The organism is Paraburkholderia sp. GAS82 (genome assembly GCF_050436285.1).
Taxonomy (GTDB): domain Bacteria; phylum Pseudomonadota; class Gammaproteobacteria; order Burkholderiales; family Burkholderiaceae; genus Paraburkholderia; species Paraburkholderia phenazinium_B.
On the sequence record NZ_JBNDLX010000007.1, the window covers coordinates 347,787 to 367,103 of the forward strand.

A 19,317-nucleotide genomic window follows, 5' to 3' on the forward strand; every position below is an offset into this window, starting at 1 on the left:
CCTCCAGCACGTAACACCAGACCGGCATTGTCCACATCCAGAGCAGGCGTCAACCGCCCGCCCTTCTCTTCGTCTCGTCGCGATCTGCGCCTTGGCGCCGCGCCAAAGTGAGGCACGCTGCTTGCGGCCCATAAAAGTGTGCAGATGGATATCTGTCTGCGTGACAACCCTACCTTCTGGAGGATCTGAAAATGAACAGCACAACGAAGAAAATTCTTGCATCGGCGCTCGTCATGGCCCTGTCTGGTGGTGTCTATGCAGCAGGTGGTGCCGGAGGCGCTGGCGCGGGTGCTGGTGGCGCCGGGGCCGGTGCTGGTGGGGGTGCCGGCGTAGGCGGAGCCAGCGGCAACGGCGGCGGGATTGGTACAGGCGGGACGGTTGCACCTAGCGGCCCCGGCAGCGTGAAAAGTCCGGCTGACACCAGCGGCTACGGTTCGCCGGGCACGACCGCTACTGGCGGCGGGATGGGTACAGGTTCGGGAGCATCGCCTAACTCGGCCACCAGCCCGCGTAACAACATGACCAGCCCGAACCAGATGGCCCCGAACGGCACGATGCAGAACGGCCAGTAACGTGGCCAGCAACTTGACGGCGCGAAGACGCGCCACATAAAGCGGCGGCGCGCGCGCCGCCGCCCCCTATTGCCTGGGTTGCAAGAGTACGTCTGCAGCCCACATGACTTGCCTGACTCGCGTTCTTTGAGGAACCCACCATGCCAACAGATGCCCGGCGCGTCATCAGCCTGACGCAACTAGCCACAGAGCACGCGACACGCGTCGAGGTAGACGGCGAGAAGATCCTGCTCGTACGCGATGGTGATACGGTGCGTGCCTTCGGCGCAGACTGCCCCCATGCGGGCGGCCCACTAGAAGAAGGCGCCCTTTGCAACGGCCATATCGTTTGCCCGTGGCACAAGGGAACGTTCGACGCCACCAGCGGGGACGTCCTCGAACCGCCTGCACTCATGGGGCTGGACCGTTACCCGGTCGAAGTGCGCGATGGTGAAGTCATGGTTACGCCGCAAAAGCTGGAAAGACCGCGAGCGACGGAGTTCAGCGATACGCCGAAATTCGTCGTGATCGGCGCAGGCGCGGCAGGTGCGGCAGCCTGCTCCGAGTTGCGCAGAATCGGCTTCAATGGGCGCATTACCCTGATCGGAGAGGAATCTCAGGAGCCGTACGACCGGACCGCGCTGAGCAAATTCGTGCCATCGGGGGAGATGGCCGTCAAGGATGTGCCGCCGCTGTTACCCGGGCACTGGCTGGAAAACGGGCAAATCGAGCGCATCACCGCGACGATCGTCGAGCTCGATGTTCCAAAGCGCCAGATTCGCCTCAAGGACGGGCGCGAACTGACGTACGACACCGCGCTGCTGGCATCTGGAGGCACGCCCAAGGCTCCGCCCATCCCCGGCTGCGAGCTTGGATCCGTGCACATGCTGCGCAATCTGCAGGACGCCAGTGCCTTGAGCGAGACGCTGAAATCAGCACAGCATGCCGTCATCGTCGGCAGCAGCTTTATCGCACTCGAGGTGGCGTCGGCGCTGCGCGAGCGTGGCACACAGGTCACCATCGTGTCGCCTGAAAAAGTCCCCTTCGAGCGTCAATTCGGCGCCCGTCTCGGCACGCTGTTTCAGCGCCTGCACGAGAGCCATGGCGTCACATTCAGACTGAACGAGAAGGTGACGGAACTTACCGGCGATACGCGCGTGCGGGACGTCGTGCTCGAAAACGGCACGCGCATCGCCGCGGACGTGGTTCTGCTTGCCACAGGCGTTGCGCCCGCCACCGGTTTCGTCAAAGGACTGCCGTTGCAAAAGGACGGCAGTGTGCTGGTCAACGCCGGCATGCAGGCAGCACCTGGTCTCTATGCCGCCGGAGATATCGCGGCGTTTCCGTTATACGAGGATCAGGAACCCGTACACATCGAGCACTGGCGTCTCGCGCAGCAGCACGGATTTATCGCCGCGCGAAACATGCACGGTGCGCGCAAGCCTTACGCGGGTGTGCCGTATTTCTGGACTTATCACTACGGCATGAACTTCGAATACCTGGGGCACGCCAGCGGTTGGGATACCGTAACAATCGACGGCGACCTCGAGCAGCACCATTTCCTCGCCCTGTTTGTGAAGGCGAACATCGTCGTAGGAGCACTGGCCTGCGGGCGCGAAGCTGCAACCGCGCGCCTGATCGAATCGATGCAAATGGGAGTGTCGCCCTCCGAGGCGCTTCGACTAGCCAAGGAGCAGGAAAACGCCACCGCCGGGTGAGCGGCCATTTATCAAAACAATCCCGAAACCACAGCGAAAAAACAATGAACCACCGAGACGTGGAACAGGAACTCCGGCACCTCGAATATGTGTTCGGACACATCACGGCCGCCAATACGGTCCCATCGCTCACGTACTGGCGCGGCCGCCTCAATTCGCTGCGCCAGGCGTCGATCGCGCCGCAACAGCGCAACCGCATCAATCGTCTGGAGCAACAGCTACTGAAGCTTGAATTACCCGAGCGTGAGACCGCCGGGCCGGCGTCGCAAGAGACGCGCACCCATCCCCCTCAGCGTGCGCCGCGTTAACCGTCAACGTGGATCGACTTCGAGGCGCAGGCGATCGAACGAGCGCAACACACGGCCATCGGTAAGCGCCGTTTTCCAGTAGCGTTCCTTGAGTGCGCCGCCGAGGAGCAGGTTGTAGGGCAGCACAATCGCCCCATGTCCCCAGTTAGGGCGCCAGGTGCGGGCGATGCCGCGTCGCATGAACAGCGACAAAGTCGGCACCCCCAGCGCGGACGCCAGATGCCCAAGACCGGAGTCGTTGCCGATAAACCATCCGGATTCGGCAATCCAGGCCGCCACATCCCCGAGACTGTCGAATGACTGGAGCCGTTGGGCCGCCTCATGGTCCATCAGCCAGGTGTGCCGTTCGCAGGGCGCAACCAGAAAGGTCGGTTGAAAATCGCGCTGCACGAGCTTGCGCACCAGCGCGAGAAACTTGTTGCGCGGCCACATTTTTTCCACGTGACTACCGGTGGGATGAATCGCCACTCGCCGCTCGTGGATCCGAAAGCGAATCCAGTTCGGCACAGCAATCCCATTGTGGCGTGTGACGTCGGCGAGGCCAAAGTTGTCACGCGCCACAGCAACGATCATGTCGATCATATGCCCAAGCGCCTGAAACGCTTCACAGCGGACGATTTCGCAGACTTCGCCATCCGCCGCCAGCGAGGCACCCAATGGGGTCGCGCGCAACTGGATCACCAGATCGAATTTTCCGCTCGCCTCCCGCTCGTGACGCACGTCGACGCCCGGGAACCAGTCGGCCAGATCCGCTATCACCCAGCTAAAGACGGTGAGGCGGTAACCATTCCTTATCAGGTTGTTGACGAGCACCATCATCAACAACGCATCGCCGATGGCCGTCGGCATTGCTACGGCGATCGACGCGGCACCTTCAAGCTTCGCCTTCATCTTCCACACATCCCCGTTGAACTTCTTATGTGCGCCTAACTAACCCGCCGCGCGAGAACGCAACCCGCTAAAGGCCTTGACCACGCGCCGGACGCTGATGCTCTCGCGCCACCAGCGCTCCTTGAGCCTCGCCGTCGGCACCCACCATGACGGCAAAACAATGACTCCGGCCGTGAAGCCCGGACGCCAACGCTGCGCGACGCCGCGCCGGCGGAAGATAGTCAACGTCGGAATACCGAGCGCAGACGCCAGATGTCCGACGCCAGAATCGTTGCCGATAAACCAGCCGGATTCGTAGAGCCATTCCGCCAGCTGCGCCGAGGAAGCAAACGAACGAAGCGGCGGTAGCGGGTCGGCACGTTGCTCCCAACGCGAACGCTCGCGCTCTGCGAGAATGAATTCCACCTGCATCCCGGTTGCCTGGAGACGGCGAAACAGGTCGAGGAAGCGCTCTGGCGACCAACGTTTGTCAGGCGTGCTCGCCTCCGGATGAACCGCCACACGCGAGCCGTGTTTACGAAACACCAGATCGGCTGGCGGCCGCATGCCATTCGAAACCACCACGTTTTGAAGCTCGAATCGCGCTGCTGCGAAATCGGCGAAGCGCTTCGCCATGCAATGCGGGTTATCGGCGTATTCCACGTCGTGCAGGTCGATAAAGCCCGGATGCCAGTCTCCCACCTGCGCGAGCGGCCGGTCGCGATGCATCTGGATGACATGCGCATAACCGGTGAGCACGTTGCGCACATCACCCGGCTCGAGCGCGGGGGCAACGCTCAGATTCGGGAACCACGCGGCAAGCGCATGGGCGTGGGCGCCAAACACGTCTACCCGCCAGCCGGCGAGCACAAGATTGTTCGCGACGATGAGCAGGTTCAGGGTGTCGCCCAAGGCGGGCGACATGACGAACGCGACGCTTTGCGGGCCGGATTGCACGTCAGGCAAGCCGCTGCCGATCGAACCGGTGCGATCCGCCTGATGCGCCTTGTCATTCCCCATACTGTCAATCCGGCCAAAGTCGATTCGCTCGAATGTTGCCACAAGAACGGCTAAATCATGGATTTCGGAGTCTTGCACCATATTTCGATTTTGAAAGCCTGGAGAACCTGCGCGCGAAGCCAACCAGGTGGTCCGCTTTGGCGATTTGATTTCGAAGCATTTCTTGAGGTGCTTGCAGCGCCCAGCCAGCCGGCCCGTGCCGCGTACCGAAGCGCTAGCACCGGCGCGACTCTGCCCCCTTCGAGCGGCGCGCGCGGCACGCGTTTTCTCGCGAAGCGCTGAAACTTTCGGTAAGACTCTTGAGTTCGTGACGCGGCGCGCTTCATGCACTATGCCGCTGGAATCGACCGGGAGGCGCAGCCATGTCCGCTTTCGATTTTGACTATGGGGATCCCCCTGTGCATCACGCCGTCCGGCTCATTTTCTGACCGTCATTTCCAGCCATGCAAGTTGTCGTGTGCCTGACCTCGTTCAATCGCATCGATTGCGCGCGCATCTCCATGGAGATCATCAAGCTCAACTGGGCCTACAAATGGCCTGTGGTGCATGCCTGTTCGGATGACGGCTATACGCGTTATATCGAAGACGTCCTCGTCAAGCGCGAGCCGCGACCGCTGACCTCCGGCGCAGCCGATCTGCTGCTCGCCTCCGTCACGGCGGCCATCGACCGCTTTCAGGCCGATTACGTTATCCACCTCGAAGCCGACACCTGGATATTCGATCAGAACGTCATCAGGCGGTACCTCGATAAGCTCGCGGAAAAACCTCATGCGATGATCGCCGCCTCCTCCTGGAGCACCGATTGCATCCCGCAGTGGAAACGCTCGCCGTTGCTCGGAAGGCGGCTGCGCGCCGGGCTCGCTAGCGCCATCAGGCCGCTTGGATTCCGCTATGGGATTCGCGAGAGAAAGTCGCTCTCCACCCAGTTCTTCATCGCGAGGGCAACGCCCGCGTTCCTGGACATGCTGTCAGGGATGCGCGTGAAAGACGGCGACTTTCTGGAGAAGGAACTGTATGCGGCAGTGGTCGAGCGCTTCGGGCGGCGCGCGATCATCAACATGCCGGAGCGCGAGCCGGTCCATCCGCACTTCCGGCACGCTTGCGAGCCGCTCAGTCTGTTCTGCCAGCATTGGCCGAGCGCGGAAGACGCTCCGACGGATCGAACCCATCCGGACCTTACGCAGGACGACCGGCTGCGCGGAAAGAAGGAATGCCTGGCGACGGCGCCTTTGATGCGCCGTGGTCCGTACATGGAGCGACTGCTCAACAGCAGCGATTTGCGCTATTACAACGGCAACGCCAAGCGGTCGGGCTAACGCGCTCAACAGATACCAGGGTGAATTAGCGGAGCCCTCGCCTGAAAACATTAGTTGCCAAGCTAATCATATTGCGCTTTAATACGCTCCATGTTCGATCATTGCCTTTACTTCAACTCCGTCGCCCTTGGCCGCCTGGTCGAGCGCGAATGGACTATTGCCTACGCCGGCTTTGGACTCACACCGGCGCAAGGGTTTGTGCTGCGTGTCGTGCTTGCAACGCCGGGTTGCTTGAGCAGTCAGGTGGCCGATCTACTGGGCATCGCTCGTCCCACCGCTACCCGTCTCATCGACAACCTTTGCGACAAGGAGTTGGTGGAACGGCGTCAGGGTGAAGCGGACGGCAGGGAATGGGGCGTATACCCTACCCGCTCGGGCAAGGCACTCGAGCGGCCCATCAACGAGGCGAGCGCGGACATTGCCAAAGCGTTGCGCCGGAAAATTGGGCCCGGCCTGTTCGAATCCGCTGTCTCTACCATGCACGACGTCCGCAAGGCACTCGATTAGCGCAGTCCGTTTGTTCGGTTGTTCATTTTCCTGCGCCAATCATTGTTCGCTCATTTTTCACCACAAATGATTGCCTTGCTAATCAAATTGAGGAAGCCCGAATGGAAAAGCTTGCGCTACAGCGTCTGAATGTCTGTGAGGCCTCTCAGCGAGGCGCGCTCAAGGCGGAAGGAAAGCGGCACTGGACGGTTGGCATCGCGATTACGCTAGCTGCGATTGCCTTGTTTGCGATCGCTGCTGTTTTAGCGGCTTCAAGCGTGCCCGCCAACAACGCCTTGTGTCTTCAGAAGGTTGCAAACGATGAGCACGTAAGCCTTGACGCGTTCTTTCAGAACCCCGCACGACAGGACGCGCTAGTGGAGGCCGCTACCCTATGTTCACGCTAAACCGCAAGCGAACCGCAAAACGAGGCAGGCGGCGCGGAAAGCCCGGCGATGATCAACCGGCTTGGCGCGCCGCAACAGCCCGCCCGACAGGCTAGCGTTTTGGCGACCTGTTATGCGACATAGTTCGCTGCCCTGCGCTGCCGCACGCCAGGACCGAACGTCAAGGCGCTAAGCAGCGCTAAAGCCCAAACGCCGAGACCACCATAGAGCATCACCAGACCAAACCCATGCACGAGCGCGGCATGAACGATCGCGCCATGCGAATCGATCGTCGCAAGTACCGCATCATGGTTTAGCAAACTCATGTCCCCTGCGGCCACTTTTTCGGCGAGCTGCTGCAATTGTCCCTCGTCGGCAATCGCCTCAAGCGCATGTTTCAGGTACGACAGCACACCTTCAAGAAGAATAAACCCCATCACGGCGATGTTGATCGCAAGCGTGATCAGCCGCGCACTCATGTCGATGCCAGAAGCCATCCCCGCGCGGTCCGCAGAGACTGCGCCGGTGGCCGTGTTCGTTACCGGCGTGTTGGTCAGACCCAGCCCGATCCCGGACAACAAACAGCCGGGCAACATCGTGAGCCAGTCCGCATGCTCGGCACTACTACCGAACTTCATCAGAATGAAGCCGAGGCCGATTGTGAACATGCCAAGCGGAATCACCCTGCGTGCCTCGTAGCGAAGCACGAGCCGCTCGGCTAGCGGCGGAACGACCAGTGTGGGCAAGGTATAGGCAAGCAGCGACAGCCCGGCGCTAACGCTCGCATAGCCCAGACCCCCATGAAAATAGATCGGCAGATAGATCATGAACGGCCAGAAACTGAAATTCATCCCCATCGAGCCGAACAGCGCGCCCGAAAAACTGCGGATGCGCAGCACCGAGAAATCGAACATCGGCCGCGGACTGCGCCGCTCCACCACCAGGAACGCGATGAAACTCAACACCGCCACGGCAATGATGCTGATTGCAGCGACGCTCCCGAAACCCAGATCCGGGCCTTGCGTAATGTAGTAAACGAGCCCGAAGCACGCCACGGAAAGTGTGACGACGCCCGCCACATCCAGACGTTTCGCCTCCGGATCGCGCGACTCCTGCACGCCGGCGAAGACCAGGCCCAGTGCCATGAGCGAAACAAAAACGTGGATCAGAAAAACCCACTGCCAGTTCGATACCGCGACGATCACGCCGCCAATGATGGGACCGAATCCAAGTCCGATGCCAAGGATGATTCCCCAGGCTGCAAACGCCCTGCTGCGCTCGCGGCCTTCCTGAAACTGATGCGAAAGCACCGCCACCTGGCAGATCAGCATGGCGCCTCCGCCGATCCCTTGCAGAAACCGGCTCGCGATCAAAGCCGACACGCTCTGCGCGATGCCGCAAAGCAACGACGTGATCGCAAACAGCACGATCGTGGCGGCGTACACGCGCTTTCGACCGAAGCGATCCGCGAGTGCGCCGGTTGCCATCAACACGGTTGTGCACGCAATCGTGTACGCATTCATGATCCATTGCATCGACTTGAAATCACCGTGCAGCACGGTCTGAAGCGTCGGGAGAATGGTTGGTACGCTGGAAATTTCGAGGCCGAACATCAATGAGGTCAGGCAAACCGCAGCCAGTGCGAGGGCGTTTCTCGGATTATGGGTGTGCGTCATGGGTACCACCGGAGGTTGGATAAGGTCCGATCGCGCAAAGCGCGAGTTCAGGATTAATATATCGGGACCACACTTCCCCATTGACGAGAGTTTTTCCCTTGAATTATTCCTGCAGGGACCCAATATGACGGACCGGCTCGATGGCGTAACGACCTTCGTACAGGTGGTCGACGCGGGCAGTTTCACGCTGGCGGCCGAGCGCATGCACCTCACGCGCTCGGCTGTCGGCAAGGTGATTACGCGGCTCGAGACCCGGCTCGGCGTGCGCCTCCTGAATCGCACGACGCGCAGCCAGACGCTGACTGAAGCCGGCCAAGCCTATTACGACCGCTGCGTGCGGGCGCTAGCCGAACTGGAAGCGGCAGAGGCCGACCTGGAGAGTGAGCGCACCGACCCGCAAGGCCGCTTACGTGTCAGCGTGCCGATTGCGTTCGGCCATCAATGCGTCGCGCCGGTGCTGTTCGAACTTGCACGCCAGCACGCGCAACTGCAGATCGATATGTCGTTTACGGACCGGGCCGTGGATCTCATCGAGGAAGGGTTTGATCTGGCGGTGCGTATCGGCGATCTGCATGACAGCACGAGTCTGGCCGCGCGCCGTCTCGGTGTGCAGCACATGAGCATCGGCGCCGCGCCGTCTTATCTGAAGCAGTACGGCATGCCTGCGGACCTCGACGACCTCCACGGGCATGCCGGCATCGCCTACTCGCGCGGTGGAGTATCGGCGCCTTGGCGCGTGCTCGATAGCGACGGCCATCAACAGGAATTGCGCATCACACCGCAACTAAGCCTCGACGACGTCCAGGCAATCGCAGACGCCGGCATTGCCGGCTTCGGCCTCGTGCAATTGCCATGCTGGTTGCTGAAACGCCACGTGCAGACAGGTGAGCTCGCCGTCGTGAGAGAGCGCTGCGGCGTGCGGGCGCAGGACATCCACGCGGTGTGGCCAAAGACGCGTTATCTGCCGCTCAAGACCCGTTGCGCGATCGATGCCCTCGTGGCAGAAATTCCGGACATGATTCGCGCCTGACGCACTAGCTACCCTGCAACGCTGTTCGTATTGCAGCAAGCCAAAGTCCCACTGCGTGCGCACCAGGATCGGCGAAACCGAGCGCGCGCTTGCCGACGTAACTGGAACGCCCTAGCCGCGGACTCATCGATGCCGTCTGCTTCGCACCAGCTTTGGCTGCATTGACCGCGGCCAGCAACGCAGCGTCGACATCAGCCGAATGCGCGAGCGCGCCTTGCAATGCTTCGGCAGCAGGCTGAAGCGCGTCTACCATCGTGCGATCGCCAGGATGCGCACCGCCGAGTTCCATCAGCGCCGCGACGCCCGCGCTAAATGCGTCTGTCCAACGCTTCGCATCGGCCCCGGTGGATTGATCGAGCACACTGCCCGCACGCAACAACATGACGGCATAGAGCGGCCCCGAAGTCCCACCCACGACGCGCCGGACTGTTGCGGACACGGCCCGCAATACCGCACCTGGCGCCGTCTCTGCCGGGTAGTTGCCGATTTCCTGAAGAATGCCACGCGCGCCGCGCGAGAGACTGATGCCCAGGTCGCCATCGCCCACACGTTGATCCATCTCGGTCAGGACCGGTTCCGCATCGATCAGGCACGCGCAAACCGCTTCGATTACACGGCGCAACCGGGATTCGCGGGCGAGCCGCGCGTCGTGGCTCTCACGAGGCGCGGTCGGCGCGTCTTTGATGGACGCCTGTGCAATACGACCGCTCAAAGCGGGCCAAGCCGACGTATGTGCAGGCGCGTCGAGCCACGCCAGCCGCTGATCGTCGAGGCGTAATAAGGTGAGCGAAACACCGGCCATTTCTAGCGCGCTCAAGAAAGTGCCAGCCCACGCGCGCTCGACGCTGATGTGCCGCTCCCGAAGGTAGCGCAGTGCTGAAGCGGCCACAATGCTCAACTCGCTCTGCGGCGTGCCACCGAGATTGTTCACCAGCAACGCGACCCGCTCGCTCGTCTGCAGCGCAAGGTCGTCGACGATTTTCGTCAGCAGCCTCGCGACGATCGCATCAGCGGACTCCAGCGCGCCACGTTCGACGCCTGGCTCGCCATGGATCCCTAGCCCCCACTCGATCTCGCCATCGGCCAGCGTAAAACCCGCCTTACCTGCCGCCGGCACAGTGCACGGCGTCAACGCCACGCCCATGGTGCCGAGCTTGCTGGCGGCCTCGCGAGCCACCTGGGCCACTTCTGCCAGCGGACGTCCCTCGGCGGCAGCCGCGCCCGCAATCTTGTGAACCAGCACCGTGCCGGCCAGACCGCGCCGGCCGGCGTGCTCACCGCTTGCTGCCAGCGCGACGTCGTCCGCAACGATAACCATCTCGACCTTGGTACCTTCTGCGCGTGCGATCTCCGCGGCGAGGCCGAAATTGAAGCGGTCGCCCGTGTAGTTCTTGACGATCAGCAGCACGCCTGCGGGACCCGCTACAGCGCGGATTGCGTCGAGCACAGCATCCGTCGACGGCGACGTGAACACTTCACCTGCTACCGCTGCGCTGAGCATGCCCGCGCCGACATAACCCGCGTGTGCCGGTTCATGTCCCGAGCCACCACCGGAAATCAGCGCGACCTCGCCGCGCCGGGCGGCCGCTTCTGCATCCGCACGCACGATGATCGTGCCGCCCTGCAGCAAGGAAAGGTTGGGGTTGAGCGCAGCGAGTCCGTCGAGCATGTCGGGGACTACCGCGGAAACATCGTTGATGAGCTTTTTCATATGCGCCAGCTTCCTTGTAGGCCGCGGGCCCTGTCTCCATCACGAGCCGGTCGCGGCTGGGGTTGCGAGTCTGTCGAGAAACAGTTGCAAACACATCACCGGAAACCGGACTTTACCGCGGCTTGGCGTATAACGTCGAATTGCACGGCAATGCAGGAAACCAGGACCACGAAAAGAAGCTGGAAACGAAGCGGCGCCTAGGCCCCAACCAGACGCTCACATCTTCACCACCGTAAGCAGGGTCTGCTTGCCGCTCTTGTAGTCATAGAGCGAGATCGCACCCTGCTTCAGATCGCCATGCGCGTCGAACTGGGTACGGCCCAGTACGCCGACAAAATTTGCCGCCGGCATCGCCGCGAGAATGCTCGCGGGCTGCGTCGAATTCGCGCGCTTCATTGCATCGACGATGATATACACGGCGTCGTAGGCAAACGGCGCATTCAGCTGCACATGTTGATGAAAACGTGCTTCGTAACGCTGCTCGAATGCAGGACCATCCGGCATCTTCTCAAGCGGCATGCCGGCAATCGAGCACACGACATTGTCGGCGGCGTCACCCGCCAGCTTCGCCAGTGAGTCGGCACACAGACCGTCGCCACCCAGCACCCGCGAAGTAATGGCAAGCGCACGCGCCTGCTTGGCAAACGGACCGCCAGTGGCATCCATACCGCCATACATGATGATGTCCGGATGCTCACCCTTGATCTTCGTAAGAATCGAACGGAAATCGACCGCCTTGTCGGTGGTCGCGTCGTGCGACAACACGTTGAGCCCATCTGCCTTCGCCTGTTTCTCGAACTCGTTGGCGAGGCCCTGGCCATAGGCGGTTGCGTCGTCAACGATCGCTACGGTTTTCGCCTTCAGGTCCTTCTGTGCGTAATTCGCCAGGGCCGGTCCCTGTTGCGCATCCGTCGCCACCACCCGGTACGCGGTCTTGAAGCCCTGTTGCGTGTACACCGGATTGGTCGCCGAGGGCGACACTTCGACGATGCCGGCATCGCTGTAAATCTTCGACGCCGGAATCGTGGTGCCTGAATTCATATGACCAACCACCGCGGCGACATGATCGTCGACCAGCTTTTGCGCCACCTGGGTGCCCTGACGCGGATCCGAAGCGTCATCCTGAGCATCCAGTTCCAGGGTCACCTTGTGGCCGTCGATCACCAGTCCTTTCGCATTGATTTCTTCCACGGCGAGACGCGCGCCGTTTTCCGTGTCTTTACCCCACTCGGCGTTCGGACCGGTCAACGGTGCGACGTGACCGATCCTGACCACTTCGTCCGCACGGGCCAAACCTGTGCCCGCCGTAACCAGCCCACCCAGAATGCCGACCGTCGCCATACGACGAAACCCTGCGAACATGCTCATACCTCACCCGCCATAGTGTTGGTTCAATCAGGAACGCGCTGCGCGAAGCAACTGACAAACACCTGCAACGGGCCACGATGGCCTTGCGCGTTCACCTACCCCAGCCAGGCATCGCCAGATGCGATATGGCTCAAGGGTTAGGGCGAATGTAGTCAGAACGAAAAGATCGGCATTGAACCGATCGGTCCGAAAACAGAAGAATTGCGGCAGCGCGGATTACCCTTATTTGATGCGCCCAGCCGGCCTTATACTGGCCGTGTTCAATTGTTTGTTCTGCTCAAGTTCCGTTTCTTCGATCAGGAAATCGTCATGCGCCAGACCGACAATGCAATTCGCGGGGACGATTGTCCCGCGGGCCGTGAGCTGGTCGAGCATCTGGATCACGCCGCGGACATGCCGGAGCAGCGCGGTAACCGCTCCAGCTCCGCGGAGCTCAACGTGGGTTTTCTGCTTTGGCCGCGCTTCCCGCTGCTCTCGCTGGCTGGACTGTGCGATGCGCTGCGTCACGCCGCCGATCTCGGCGATCAGAGCCGGCCCTTGCGCTGTTCATGGACCATCATCGGCGAACAGAACGAGGTAGTCGAGGCGAGTTGCGGCGTGACCGTAACGCCGCAGACTGCATTTCCGCCAGTGGAGCAGTTCGATTACATCGTGGCAATTGGCGGCTTGCTGCCGCATCTCGACGACGCCCATCCACGCTATTGGGATTACCTCCGGCAAGCAGATCGAGCGGGGATTCCGCTAATCGGCATGTGCACAGGCAGCTTTGTGCTGGCGCGCGCGGGGCTAATGGAAGGCCACGTGGCCTGCGTACACAGCTTCCATCTTGAGGATTACCAGCAGATGTTCCCCGCGCTGCGCGTCATCACGCACAGCGACTACCTGATCGACGGTAATCGCATCACCTGCGCCGGCGGCATCTCCGTTATCGAACTGGCGACTCGTCTGATCAGCCTGCATTGTGGAGCCGACCGCGCGTCGAAGGTGATTCATCAGATGACAGTCAGCCGGCAAAGCGGTACCTCATTCGTCGAACGGCGTCGCGCGCTAGGCTATCTCTCCGTTGAAGACGTGACGGTGCGGCACGCGATCATCCTGATGGAGGAGAACCTCGAAGCACCGCTGAATATCGCCGTAATCGCCAAAATGAGCGCCACCAGCGTGCGGCAACTCGAACGCGCTTTCATGACAGCCATGAAAACGTCGCCTAACGAATTTTATCGGCAGATGCGCCTGCGCTACGCACGCTGGATGTTGCTCAACACCGCCCGACGCGTCACCGACGTCGCGTACGAGTGCGGCTTCGCCGACTCCGCACACTTTATTCGCGTGTTCAAGGAAACCTACGGCGTGACGCCCGGCAAACTGCGCGCCTCAGTTGGGGCGCCCGCAACGGAGGCTTGACGGTAGCCCGCCCCCCTGTCGCTTTTCTTCTATTTTTCTGCAGATTGGTGCAATCGCAGTGCCCGGCTTTACCCGTACATTGCCTGTCATGAAAGACAAGGCCCACATCGTTGTGATCGGTACAGGCGGCACCATCGCAGGACGCGGAGCATCGTCCGTCAACACATCGGACTATGCGTGCTCTGTTCTATCGATCGACGAAGTGCTATCGGGTATCCCACAAGCGCACGCTATTGCGCGCGTAAGTGCGGAACAACTGATGCAGATCGGTTCGGAGAACTTCTCAACCACGCATCTGCTGACACTCGGCAAACGCATCGATACGCTGCTCAAGCAGGACGATATCGACGGCATCGTGGTGACGCATGGCACCGACACGATCGACGAGACCGCTTACTTTCTGCACCTGACATTGAAGAGTTCGAAGCCCGTGGTGGTAGTCGGCTCGATGCGGCCACCGTCTTCGCTCAGCGCAGATGGCCCGTTGAACCTGTATAACGCGATTCTCGTCGCCGGCAGCGAAACCTCTCACGGCAAGGGCACGCTGGTCGTTGCGAACGATGAGATACATAGCGCGCGCGATGTCGTCAAGACCAGCACGTTCAAGCTCGAATCGTTCCGCTCACCCTATGGCCCGCTCGGATATGTCGTCGAAGGCAGCCCGCGCTATTACCGCACGCCGGCGCGCCGCCATACGCTCAGTACCCAATGGTCGATCGATGCGATAGACGAGTTGCCGGAAGTCGGCATTGTCTATGCACACGGCGGCATCGATGCCGCCGTGATCGACGCCACCGCGCAATCCGGCGTACGAGGCTTGATTTACGCGGCTACCGGCAACGGCAATGTCGCGGCGCATGTCGTCGGCGCGCTGCAGCGGGCAAGACGCCGCGGCGTGCAGATCGTGCGAGCCTCTCGAACCGGCAGCGGCATCGTGATACGCAACGCCGCGCAACCGGACGACGAGTACGACTGGCTCGTCGTCGACGATCAGGTGCCGCAAAAAGCGCGGCTTCTGCTGATGCTCTCGCTTGGCAGCGAACAACGCAGCGCGGATCTGCAGGACGCGTTCTACCGCTACTGAAGCGCAACCAGCCGCTGCGGCCTGCACGGATTCCCGCTCAGCTTCCAGTCAGTTGCTCAAGACTGTCTACATTCTCCGAATACGTCCCCGTCTGGGTGCCCACGGTAACGACAACATTCACCGACGACACCCCTGAAGCCGTAATCGTTTCAACCGCGCCATCGTCCGTCAGCTGAATCACTCCGCCTTCCAGGTTGCCGTTGCTGATCGTAACCGTAGTAGGAGTGGTGACCCCGAAGGAAATCACCGCGTCGCTCGCCTGCACGCTGATCGCGCCGCTGGACGACAGCGTGTCGCTAGACGGATCTACGCCGTGCAGACGCGAATAGGCAAGCGCAGTAATCGTGATGGTGCCGCTGACGTTTCCAGAGCTCGCCGTATGCGTAATGGCCAGCGTGACCGTCGGTGCGCTTGCGGTCGTCGTGGTGGCGCCCGTGGCGGCATCGTAGCTCATTGAAAACGTTACCGTCCCGTTGACTGACGTGACGCCGTCGGGCGAAGTCAAGGTCAGGTTGTTCGCGGTTTCAACGGCGGTGTACGACCAGTCCGCCGAATTGTTGCCCACCACACCCTGCGCGCTTTGCACCTGCACCGTCACCGAACCGCTGACCGACGCACTGCTCGATACGGCTGGAGCCTGCACCTGCCCCACGCACTGGTTGAAGGTAACTGTTGCCGTCTCCCCGCTTTGCAGACCGGATGCACCTGCGTTCTGCGTGGCGATGTCGATCGAGCCACTGCCAGGACACAACTTGGTAGTTGTGGCCGCGCTCGACGTGACACCGGTCACCAAGGACTGCACGACTGACGAATAGATCGCGCCCACGCCGGGACCGGACAGAATTCCGAAGGCCGCCGCATAGCGGGCAACCGGTTCGCTCTGCACTGCCGTCGAGAGTTTTAGCTGGTTCGAAGCAGCGGTACTGCTGGCGCTACCCGACCCTCCGCCACCGCCGCATGCACCCAACAGGGCCGATGCCGCGATAAGCGCGACTGCAGCGAATGACCGTGACGCCTGATACAAAGACATGCTTGCTCCACTCAAAAATGCCGGCGTGCACACGGTCCCGCCACTCGCAAACGAAGGCGCTCGTGCGCCGCGTTTAATCAGACAAATCGGTTCGTCTGCATGTCCGTGTGTGCGAAACGGACGAACCAATGAACAGAGTGATTATCGAAGCGAGGCGTCGTCGGCAATCTCACGAACAGGCCTTAAAAAGCAGGTCTAATCTGCGCAGGCGAATCGATCATTTAGGATTCCGGCAATACTTACCCGCAGAAAATTCCGGTTGCGCGAAGTTCGACTTCACGAATCAGAACTGCTGTGTGATTTCCCCGTTGTTCATGCATTTGAACTCGCCGCTCGAACCGTAAAGTCTCTTCCACAAGACGGATTTCGTTTACGGAGAAGGCGCGGTGAAACAGGTAAAGAATGCTGCTCTCGCAGCAGCAACGGTAATACTCGCGGCAAGCGCAGCGAGCACGGTAAGTGCGCAGGAAGTGTATGTTCAGGGTGGCACGCTGGGCGCCGGCGTCGGCGCTGCATTGCCGCTCAGTTCGTGGGCCGGTGTGCATGCCGAACTCGAAGGCTTCGGTCTCTCGCATTCGGTCACGGTGGACGGCAATGTTTACGATGGCCGTCTCACGCTGTTACAGGGTGGGCTGTACCTCGATCTGTTTCCGTTTTCGTCGAGCGGCTTTCGCGTGACAGCCGGCGCGCTGATCAACAATGACGAGTTGAAGGCGCACGCTGTCGCCAACTCGGACGGCAACTACAAGATCGGGAATAGTTACGTGCCCGCCGTCGGCGCTGCTCCATCCGCAACCGCCGAATTTCCGCACGTGATGCCGTATCTCGGCATCGGTTACGGGCACAAGCCAGTTTCGAAGGGCTTTGGGGTGACGTTCGATCTGGGCGTGGCCTATGGACGTCCACACGTCGACTACAGCGTGCCGCAGATCTACACACTGTTCACGACCCAGGCGAACATCGATCAGGAAGAGCAGAAGCTCAATAATGACGTAGCCCGCTACAGGTGGTACCCCGTTGCGCAGATCGGTGTGACTTACCGGTTCTGAGTTGTGCGCGTTATCAGAAGTCCGGTTGATGACTCGCAGTCGCCGCCGTCTGCGCCAGCGGCTCACCAAACTGCAACGCCGCTAGCTGGGCATAAAGCGGCGAGCTCAGAAGAAGTTCGGCATGACGTCCCTGCGCAATGATGCGTCCATGTTCCAGCACGATAATGCGGTCGGCCTGCTGAACGGTCGCTAGCCGGTGAGCGATGACCAGCGTGGTGCGGTTTTGCGCGGCATTGTCCAGCGCCTTCTGCACGAGACGTTCGCTGGCGGCATCGAGTGCGCTGGTGGCCTCGTCGAGCAGCAGGATGGGCGGATTCTTCAGGATCGCACGAGCAATCGCAATGCGTTGCCGCTGTCCGCCGGAAAGCCGCACACCGCGTTCACCGAGAAACGTGTCGTAGCCCTGCGGCAGTTCTTCGATAAAACCCGCCGCAGCGGCCATTTCCGCAGCGCGCTGAACTTGCGCGAGCGTGGCCTCGGGCGCGCCGTAGCGAATGTTATCAAGCACGCTACCCGAAAAGATCACCGATTCCTGTAGCACCACACCAATCTCACGGCGCAGTTCATCGAGCGGCACCTGTCCCGTAGGGACACCGTTGATCAGAATCGTGCCGCCCTGTGGGTCGTAAAAGCGCAGCAGCAATTGGAACAAGGTGGTCTTGCCGGCGCCGGACGGTCCCACTAGCGCAACATGCTCGCCCGCGCGCACGTGAAGCGAGAGCGCGGATAGCGCAGCGATGCCGGGGCGTGACGGATACGAGAAGCTCACGTTGTCAAAGCGAATGCCGTCCCCGCGCGCCGGCAATGTGATAGTGGACTCGGCTTGTACCACTGGCGAGCGCGCGGCCAGCAGCTGCAGCAACCGCTCAGTCGCGCCAGCCGCGCGCTGCAGATCGCCCCACACTTCCGCGATCGCCCCTACCGCGCCAGCGGTGAACACCGCGTAAAGAATGAACTGGGACAATTGGCCGGCCGTCATGCGCCCGGCCAGCACCGCCTGCGCCCCAAGCCACAGCACGAAGACAATCGCGCTGAACACCAGCACGATCACCACGGCGGTCAGCCACGCGCGCGCCCGGATACGCGTGAGCGCAGTTTCGAAAGCCACTTCCACCGCGCCGCCAAACCGCTGCGCCTCGAAAGGCTCCTGCGTATAGGACTGCACAGTAGGCATGGCATTGAGCACCTCGCCCGCCAGTGCGCTCGTGTTCGCTATCTTGTCCTGACTAGCACGAGAAAGACGCCGTACGCGCCGTCCGAAGATGACGATAGGTGCGACCACTACGAGCAACGTAACGATGATATAGCCCGACAACACAGGACTGGTCACTACCAGCATCGCTACGCCGCCGGTCAGCATGAAGAAGTTGCGCAAGCCCATGGAAAGGCTCGTGCCGACCACGGCCTGAATCAACGTGGTGTCAGCCGTAAGCCGCGACAGCACTTCTCCGGTCTGCGTGGTTTCGAAGAACTGTGGGCTCATCCCCAGCACGTGCTCGTAGACCGCGCGCCGCAAGTCCGCCGTTACGCGCTCCCCTAGCCATGACACCAGATAGAAGCGCAGCGCCGTCGCGGCAGCGAGAATCAGCGAAACGAAGAACATCGCGAGGAAATAACGATCGATGTGCACGCGTTCGCCGCTCGCAAAGCCACGGTCAATCAGGTATCTGAACGCCACCGGCAACACCAGCGTCGCACCTGCTGAGGTGATCAGAGCGAGGAACGCGAGCGCCCAGCGCCCGGCATACGGACGCAGGAAGGGAAACAGGGCAAACAGCGGCGCGATACGCCGTGAGGCCGGTGCAGGGTCTGGCATGAGGATTCCCAAGGGATCGAAGATCGCCTCGATTGTGCCAGTCCCTGCCGATTTGAAGTTGTTCCCCCGCGAAAAGACTGACGCCGCCCAGAAGATTGCCAGCACCCCGGCAGCGCCCGCTTGCTGTGAACGTCCAGAAGGATCAAGATCGGGGCGACACATTCCTCACAAGTCATTCCCATGACAGACCTACCCGATCCTGATCCCGACGCCGATAGCGATCCCGACAAACTGAAAGGACCTGGCGGCATGTCGTTGCGTCAGATCCACGAACAGGTGCAAAAGAGCGTCGAACGCGATCGCGAAGCGCGCGCCGGCCATGATGCTCAGGCCATGCCGCGCAGCAGATGGCAGCGTTGGGTGCGGTACGTGTGGGGGCGTAGCGGTCGCCGCTGAGAGTTCAAGCTGCGCGCGGCCCTCATATCGGCCCGCGAGCGGAAGTCTGCAAAAAATACACGGCCCCGCAGCACGCCTCGCGGCGCCCTGCAGGGCCG

General features: G+C 61.4%; 17 protein-coding genes. 10 read left to right on the forward strand and 7 right to left on the reverse strand.

Annotation, left to right across the window (positions count from 1 at the left end):
• The first annotated feature begins 191 nt into the window (after window positions 1-191).
• The 3 genes from P3T17_RS23390 to P3T17_RS23400 all read left to right on the forward strand — a co-directional run bounded on the left by P3T17_RS23390 (window position 192) and on the right by P3T17_RS23400 (window position 2,577).
• Window positions 192-572: a hypothetical protein gene (locus P3T17_RS23390; protein ID WP_074267704.1), complete on the forward strand. Its 381-nt coding sequence runs from the start codon at window positions 192-194 to the stop codon at window positions 570-572.
• A 140-nt stretch (window positions 573-712) separates the two neighbouring features.
• The gene (locus P3T17_RS23395; RefSeq protein WP_429409091.1) at window positions 713-2,269 is read left to right on the forward strand and encodes an FAD-dependent oxidoreductase; all 1,557 of its coding nucleotides are present in this window, start codon (window positions 713-715) and stop codon (window positions 2,267-2,269) included.
• 44 nt (window positions 2,270-2,313) lie between these two features.
• Window positions 2,314-2,577 (forward strand): hypothetical protein, encoded by a 264-nt coding sequence (locus P3T17_RS23400; protein ID WP_074267702.1) that lies wholly within the window; start codon window positions 2,314-2,316, stop codon window positions 2,575-2,577.
• Window positions 2,578-2,580: 3 nt separating this feature from the next.
• Here P3T17_RS23400 and P3T17_RS23405 read toward each other — a convergent pair whose 3' ends face one another.
• Both P3T17_RS23405 and P3T17_RS23410 read right to left on the reverse strand, forming a co-directional pair.
• Entirely contained in the window at window positions 2,581-3,468 is an 888-nt protein-coding gene (locus P3T17_RS23405) for a glycosyltransferase family 9 protein (protein ID WP_074267701.1), read from the reverse strand.
• A gap of 39 nt (window positions 3,469-3,507) precedes the next feature.
• Window positions 3,508-4,467: a glycosyltransferase family 9 protein gene (locus P3T17_RS23410; RefSeq protein WP_429409092.1), complete on the reverse strand. Its 960-nt coding sequence runs from the start codon at window positions 4,465-4,467 to the stop codon at window positions 3,508-3,510.
• Between the two features lie 443 nt (window positions 4,468-4,910).
• Here P3T17_RS23410 and P3T17_RS23415 point away from each other — a divergent pair, with 443 nt between their 5' ends.
• Both P3T17_RS23415 and P3T17_RS23420 read left to right on the forward strand, forming a co-directional pair.
• A complete protein-coding gene (locus P3T17_RS23415; protein ID WP_429409093.1) occupies window positions 4,911-5,783 on the forward strand; it encodes a hypothetical protein in 873 nt (290 codons plus the stop codon).
• A gap of 90 nt (window positions 5,784-5,873) precedes the next feature.
• Window positions 5,874-6,290, forward strand: coding sequence for a MarR family winged helix-turn-helix transcriptional regulator (locus P3T17_RS23420; protein ID WP_074267699.1), 417 nt, complete (start codon window positions 5,874-5,876; stop codon window positions 6,288-6,290).
• A gap of 496 nt (window positions 6,291-6,786) precedes the next feature.
• Here the strand turns inward: P3T17_RS23420 and P3T17_RS23425 are convergent, their stop codons facing one another.
• On the reverse strand, window positions 6,787-8,331 hold the full coding sequence (locus tag P3T17_RS23425) for an MFS transporter (RefSeq protein ID WP_429409094.1): 1,545 nt from the start codon (window positions 8,329-8,331) through the stop codon (window positions 6,787-6,789).
• A gap of 124 nt (window positions 8,332-8,455) precedes the next feature.
• On the opposite strand from P3T17_RS23425, the gene P3T17_RS23430 reads away from it, so the two are divergent.
• Window positions 8,456-9,361, forward strand: coding sequence for a LysR family transcriptional regulator (locus P3T17_RS23430; protein WP_429409095.1), 906 nt, complete (start codon window positions 8,456-8,458; stop codon window positions 9,359-9,361).
• Between the two features lie 4 nt (window positions 9,362-9,365).
• On the opposite strand, the gene dhaK is transcribed toward P3T17_RS23430, so the two are convergent.
• Together dhaK and P3T17_RS23440 are read right to left on the reverse strand one after the other, a co-directional pair.
• On the reverse strand, window positions 9,366-11,072 hold the full coding sequence (gene dhaK, locus P3T17_RS23435) for a dihydroxyacetone kinase subunit DhaK (protein ID WP_429409096.1): 1,707 nt from the start codon (window positions 11,070-11,072) through the stop codon (window positions 9,366-9,368).
• Window positions 11,073-11,288: 216 nt separating this feature from the next.
• A complete protein-coding gene (locus tag P3T17_RS23440; protein WP_074269337.1) occupies window positions 11,289-12,413 on the reverse strand; it encodes a branched-chain amino acid ABC transporter substrate-binding protein in 1,125 nt (374 codons plus the stop codon).
• Window positions 12,414-12,749: 336 nt separating this feature from the next.
• Here P3T17_RS23440 and P3T17_RS23445 point away from each other — a divergent pair, with 336 nt between their 5' ends.
• A complete protein-coding gene (locus tag P3T17_RS23445; protein WP_429409097.1) occupies window positions 12,750-13,844 on the forward strand; it encodes a GlxA family transcriptional regulator in 1,095 nt (364 codons plus the stop codon).
• Window positions 13,845-13,932: 88 nt separating this feature from the next.
• Window positions 13,933-14,928, forward strand: a complete 996-nt coding sequence (locus P3T17_RS23450; protein ID WP_429409098.1) for an asparaginase — start codon at window positions 13,933-13,935, stop codon at window positions 14,926-14,928.
• Window positions 14,929-14,965: 37 nt separating this feature from the next.
• Here the strand turns inward: P3T17_RS23450 and P3T17_RS23455 are convergent, their stop codons facing one another.
• Window positions 14,966-15,958 carry a hypothetical protein gene (locus P3T17_RS23455; protein WP_429409099.1) on the reverse strand — a complete coding sequence of 331 codons (993 nt, stop codon included), beginning with the start codon at window positions 15,956-15,958 and terminating at the stop codon, window positions 14,966-14,968.
• 386 nt (window positions 15,959-16,344) lie between these two features.
• Here P3T17_RS23455 and P3T17_RS23460 point away from each other — a divergent pair, with 386 nt between their 5' ends.
• Window positions 16,345-17,007 (forward strand): hypothetical protein, encoded by a 663-nt coding sequence (locus P3T17_RS23460; protein WP_074267692.1) that lies wholly within the window; start codon window positions 16,345-16,347, stop codon window positions 17,005-17,007.
• Between the two features lie 13 nt (window positions 17,008-17,020).
• Here the strand turns inward: P3T17_RS23460 and P3T17_RS23465 are convergent, their stop codons facing one another.
• The gene (locus tag P3T17_RS23465) at window positions 17,021-18,823 is read right to left on the reverse strand and encodes an ABC transporter transmembrane domain-containing protein (protein ID WP_429409100.1); all 1,803 of its coding nucleotides are present in this window, start codon (window positions 18,821-18,823) and stop codon (window positions 17,021-17,023) included.
• A 180-nt stretch (window positions 18,824-19,003) separates the two neighbouring features.
• Here P3T17_RS23465 and P3T17_RS23470 point away from each other — a divergent pair, with 180 nt between their 5' ends.
• Window positions 19,004-19,219 (forward strand): hypothetical protein, encoded by a 216-nt coding sequence (locus P3T17_RS23470; RefSeq protein ID WP_074267691.1) that lies wholly within the window; start codon window positions 19,004-19,006, stop codon window positions 19,217-19,219.
• The last annotated feature ends 98 nt before the right edge of the window (window positions 19,220-19,317 follow it).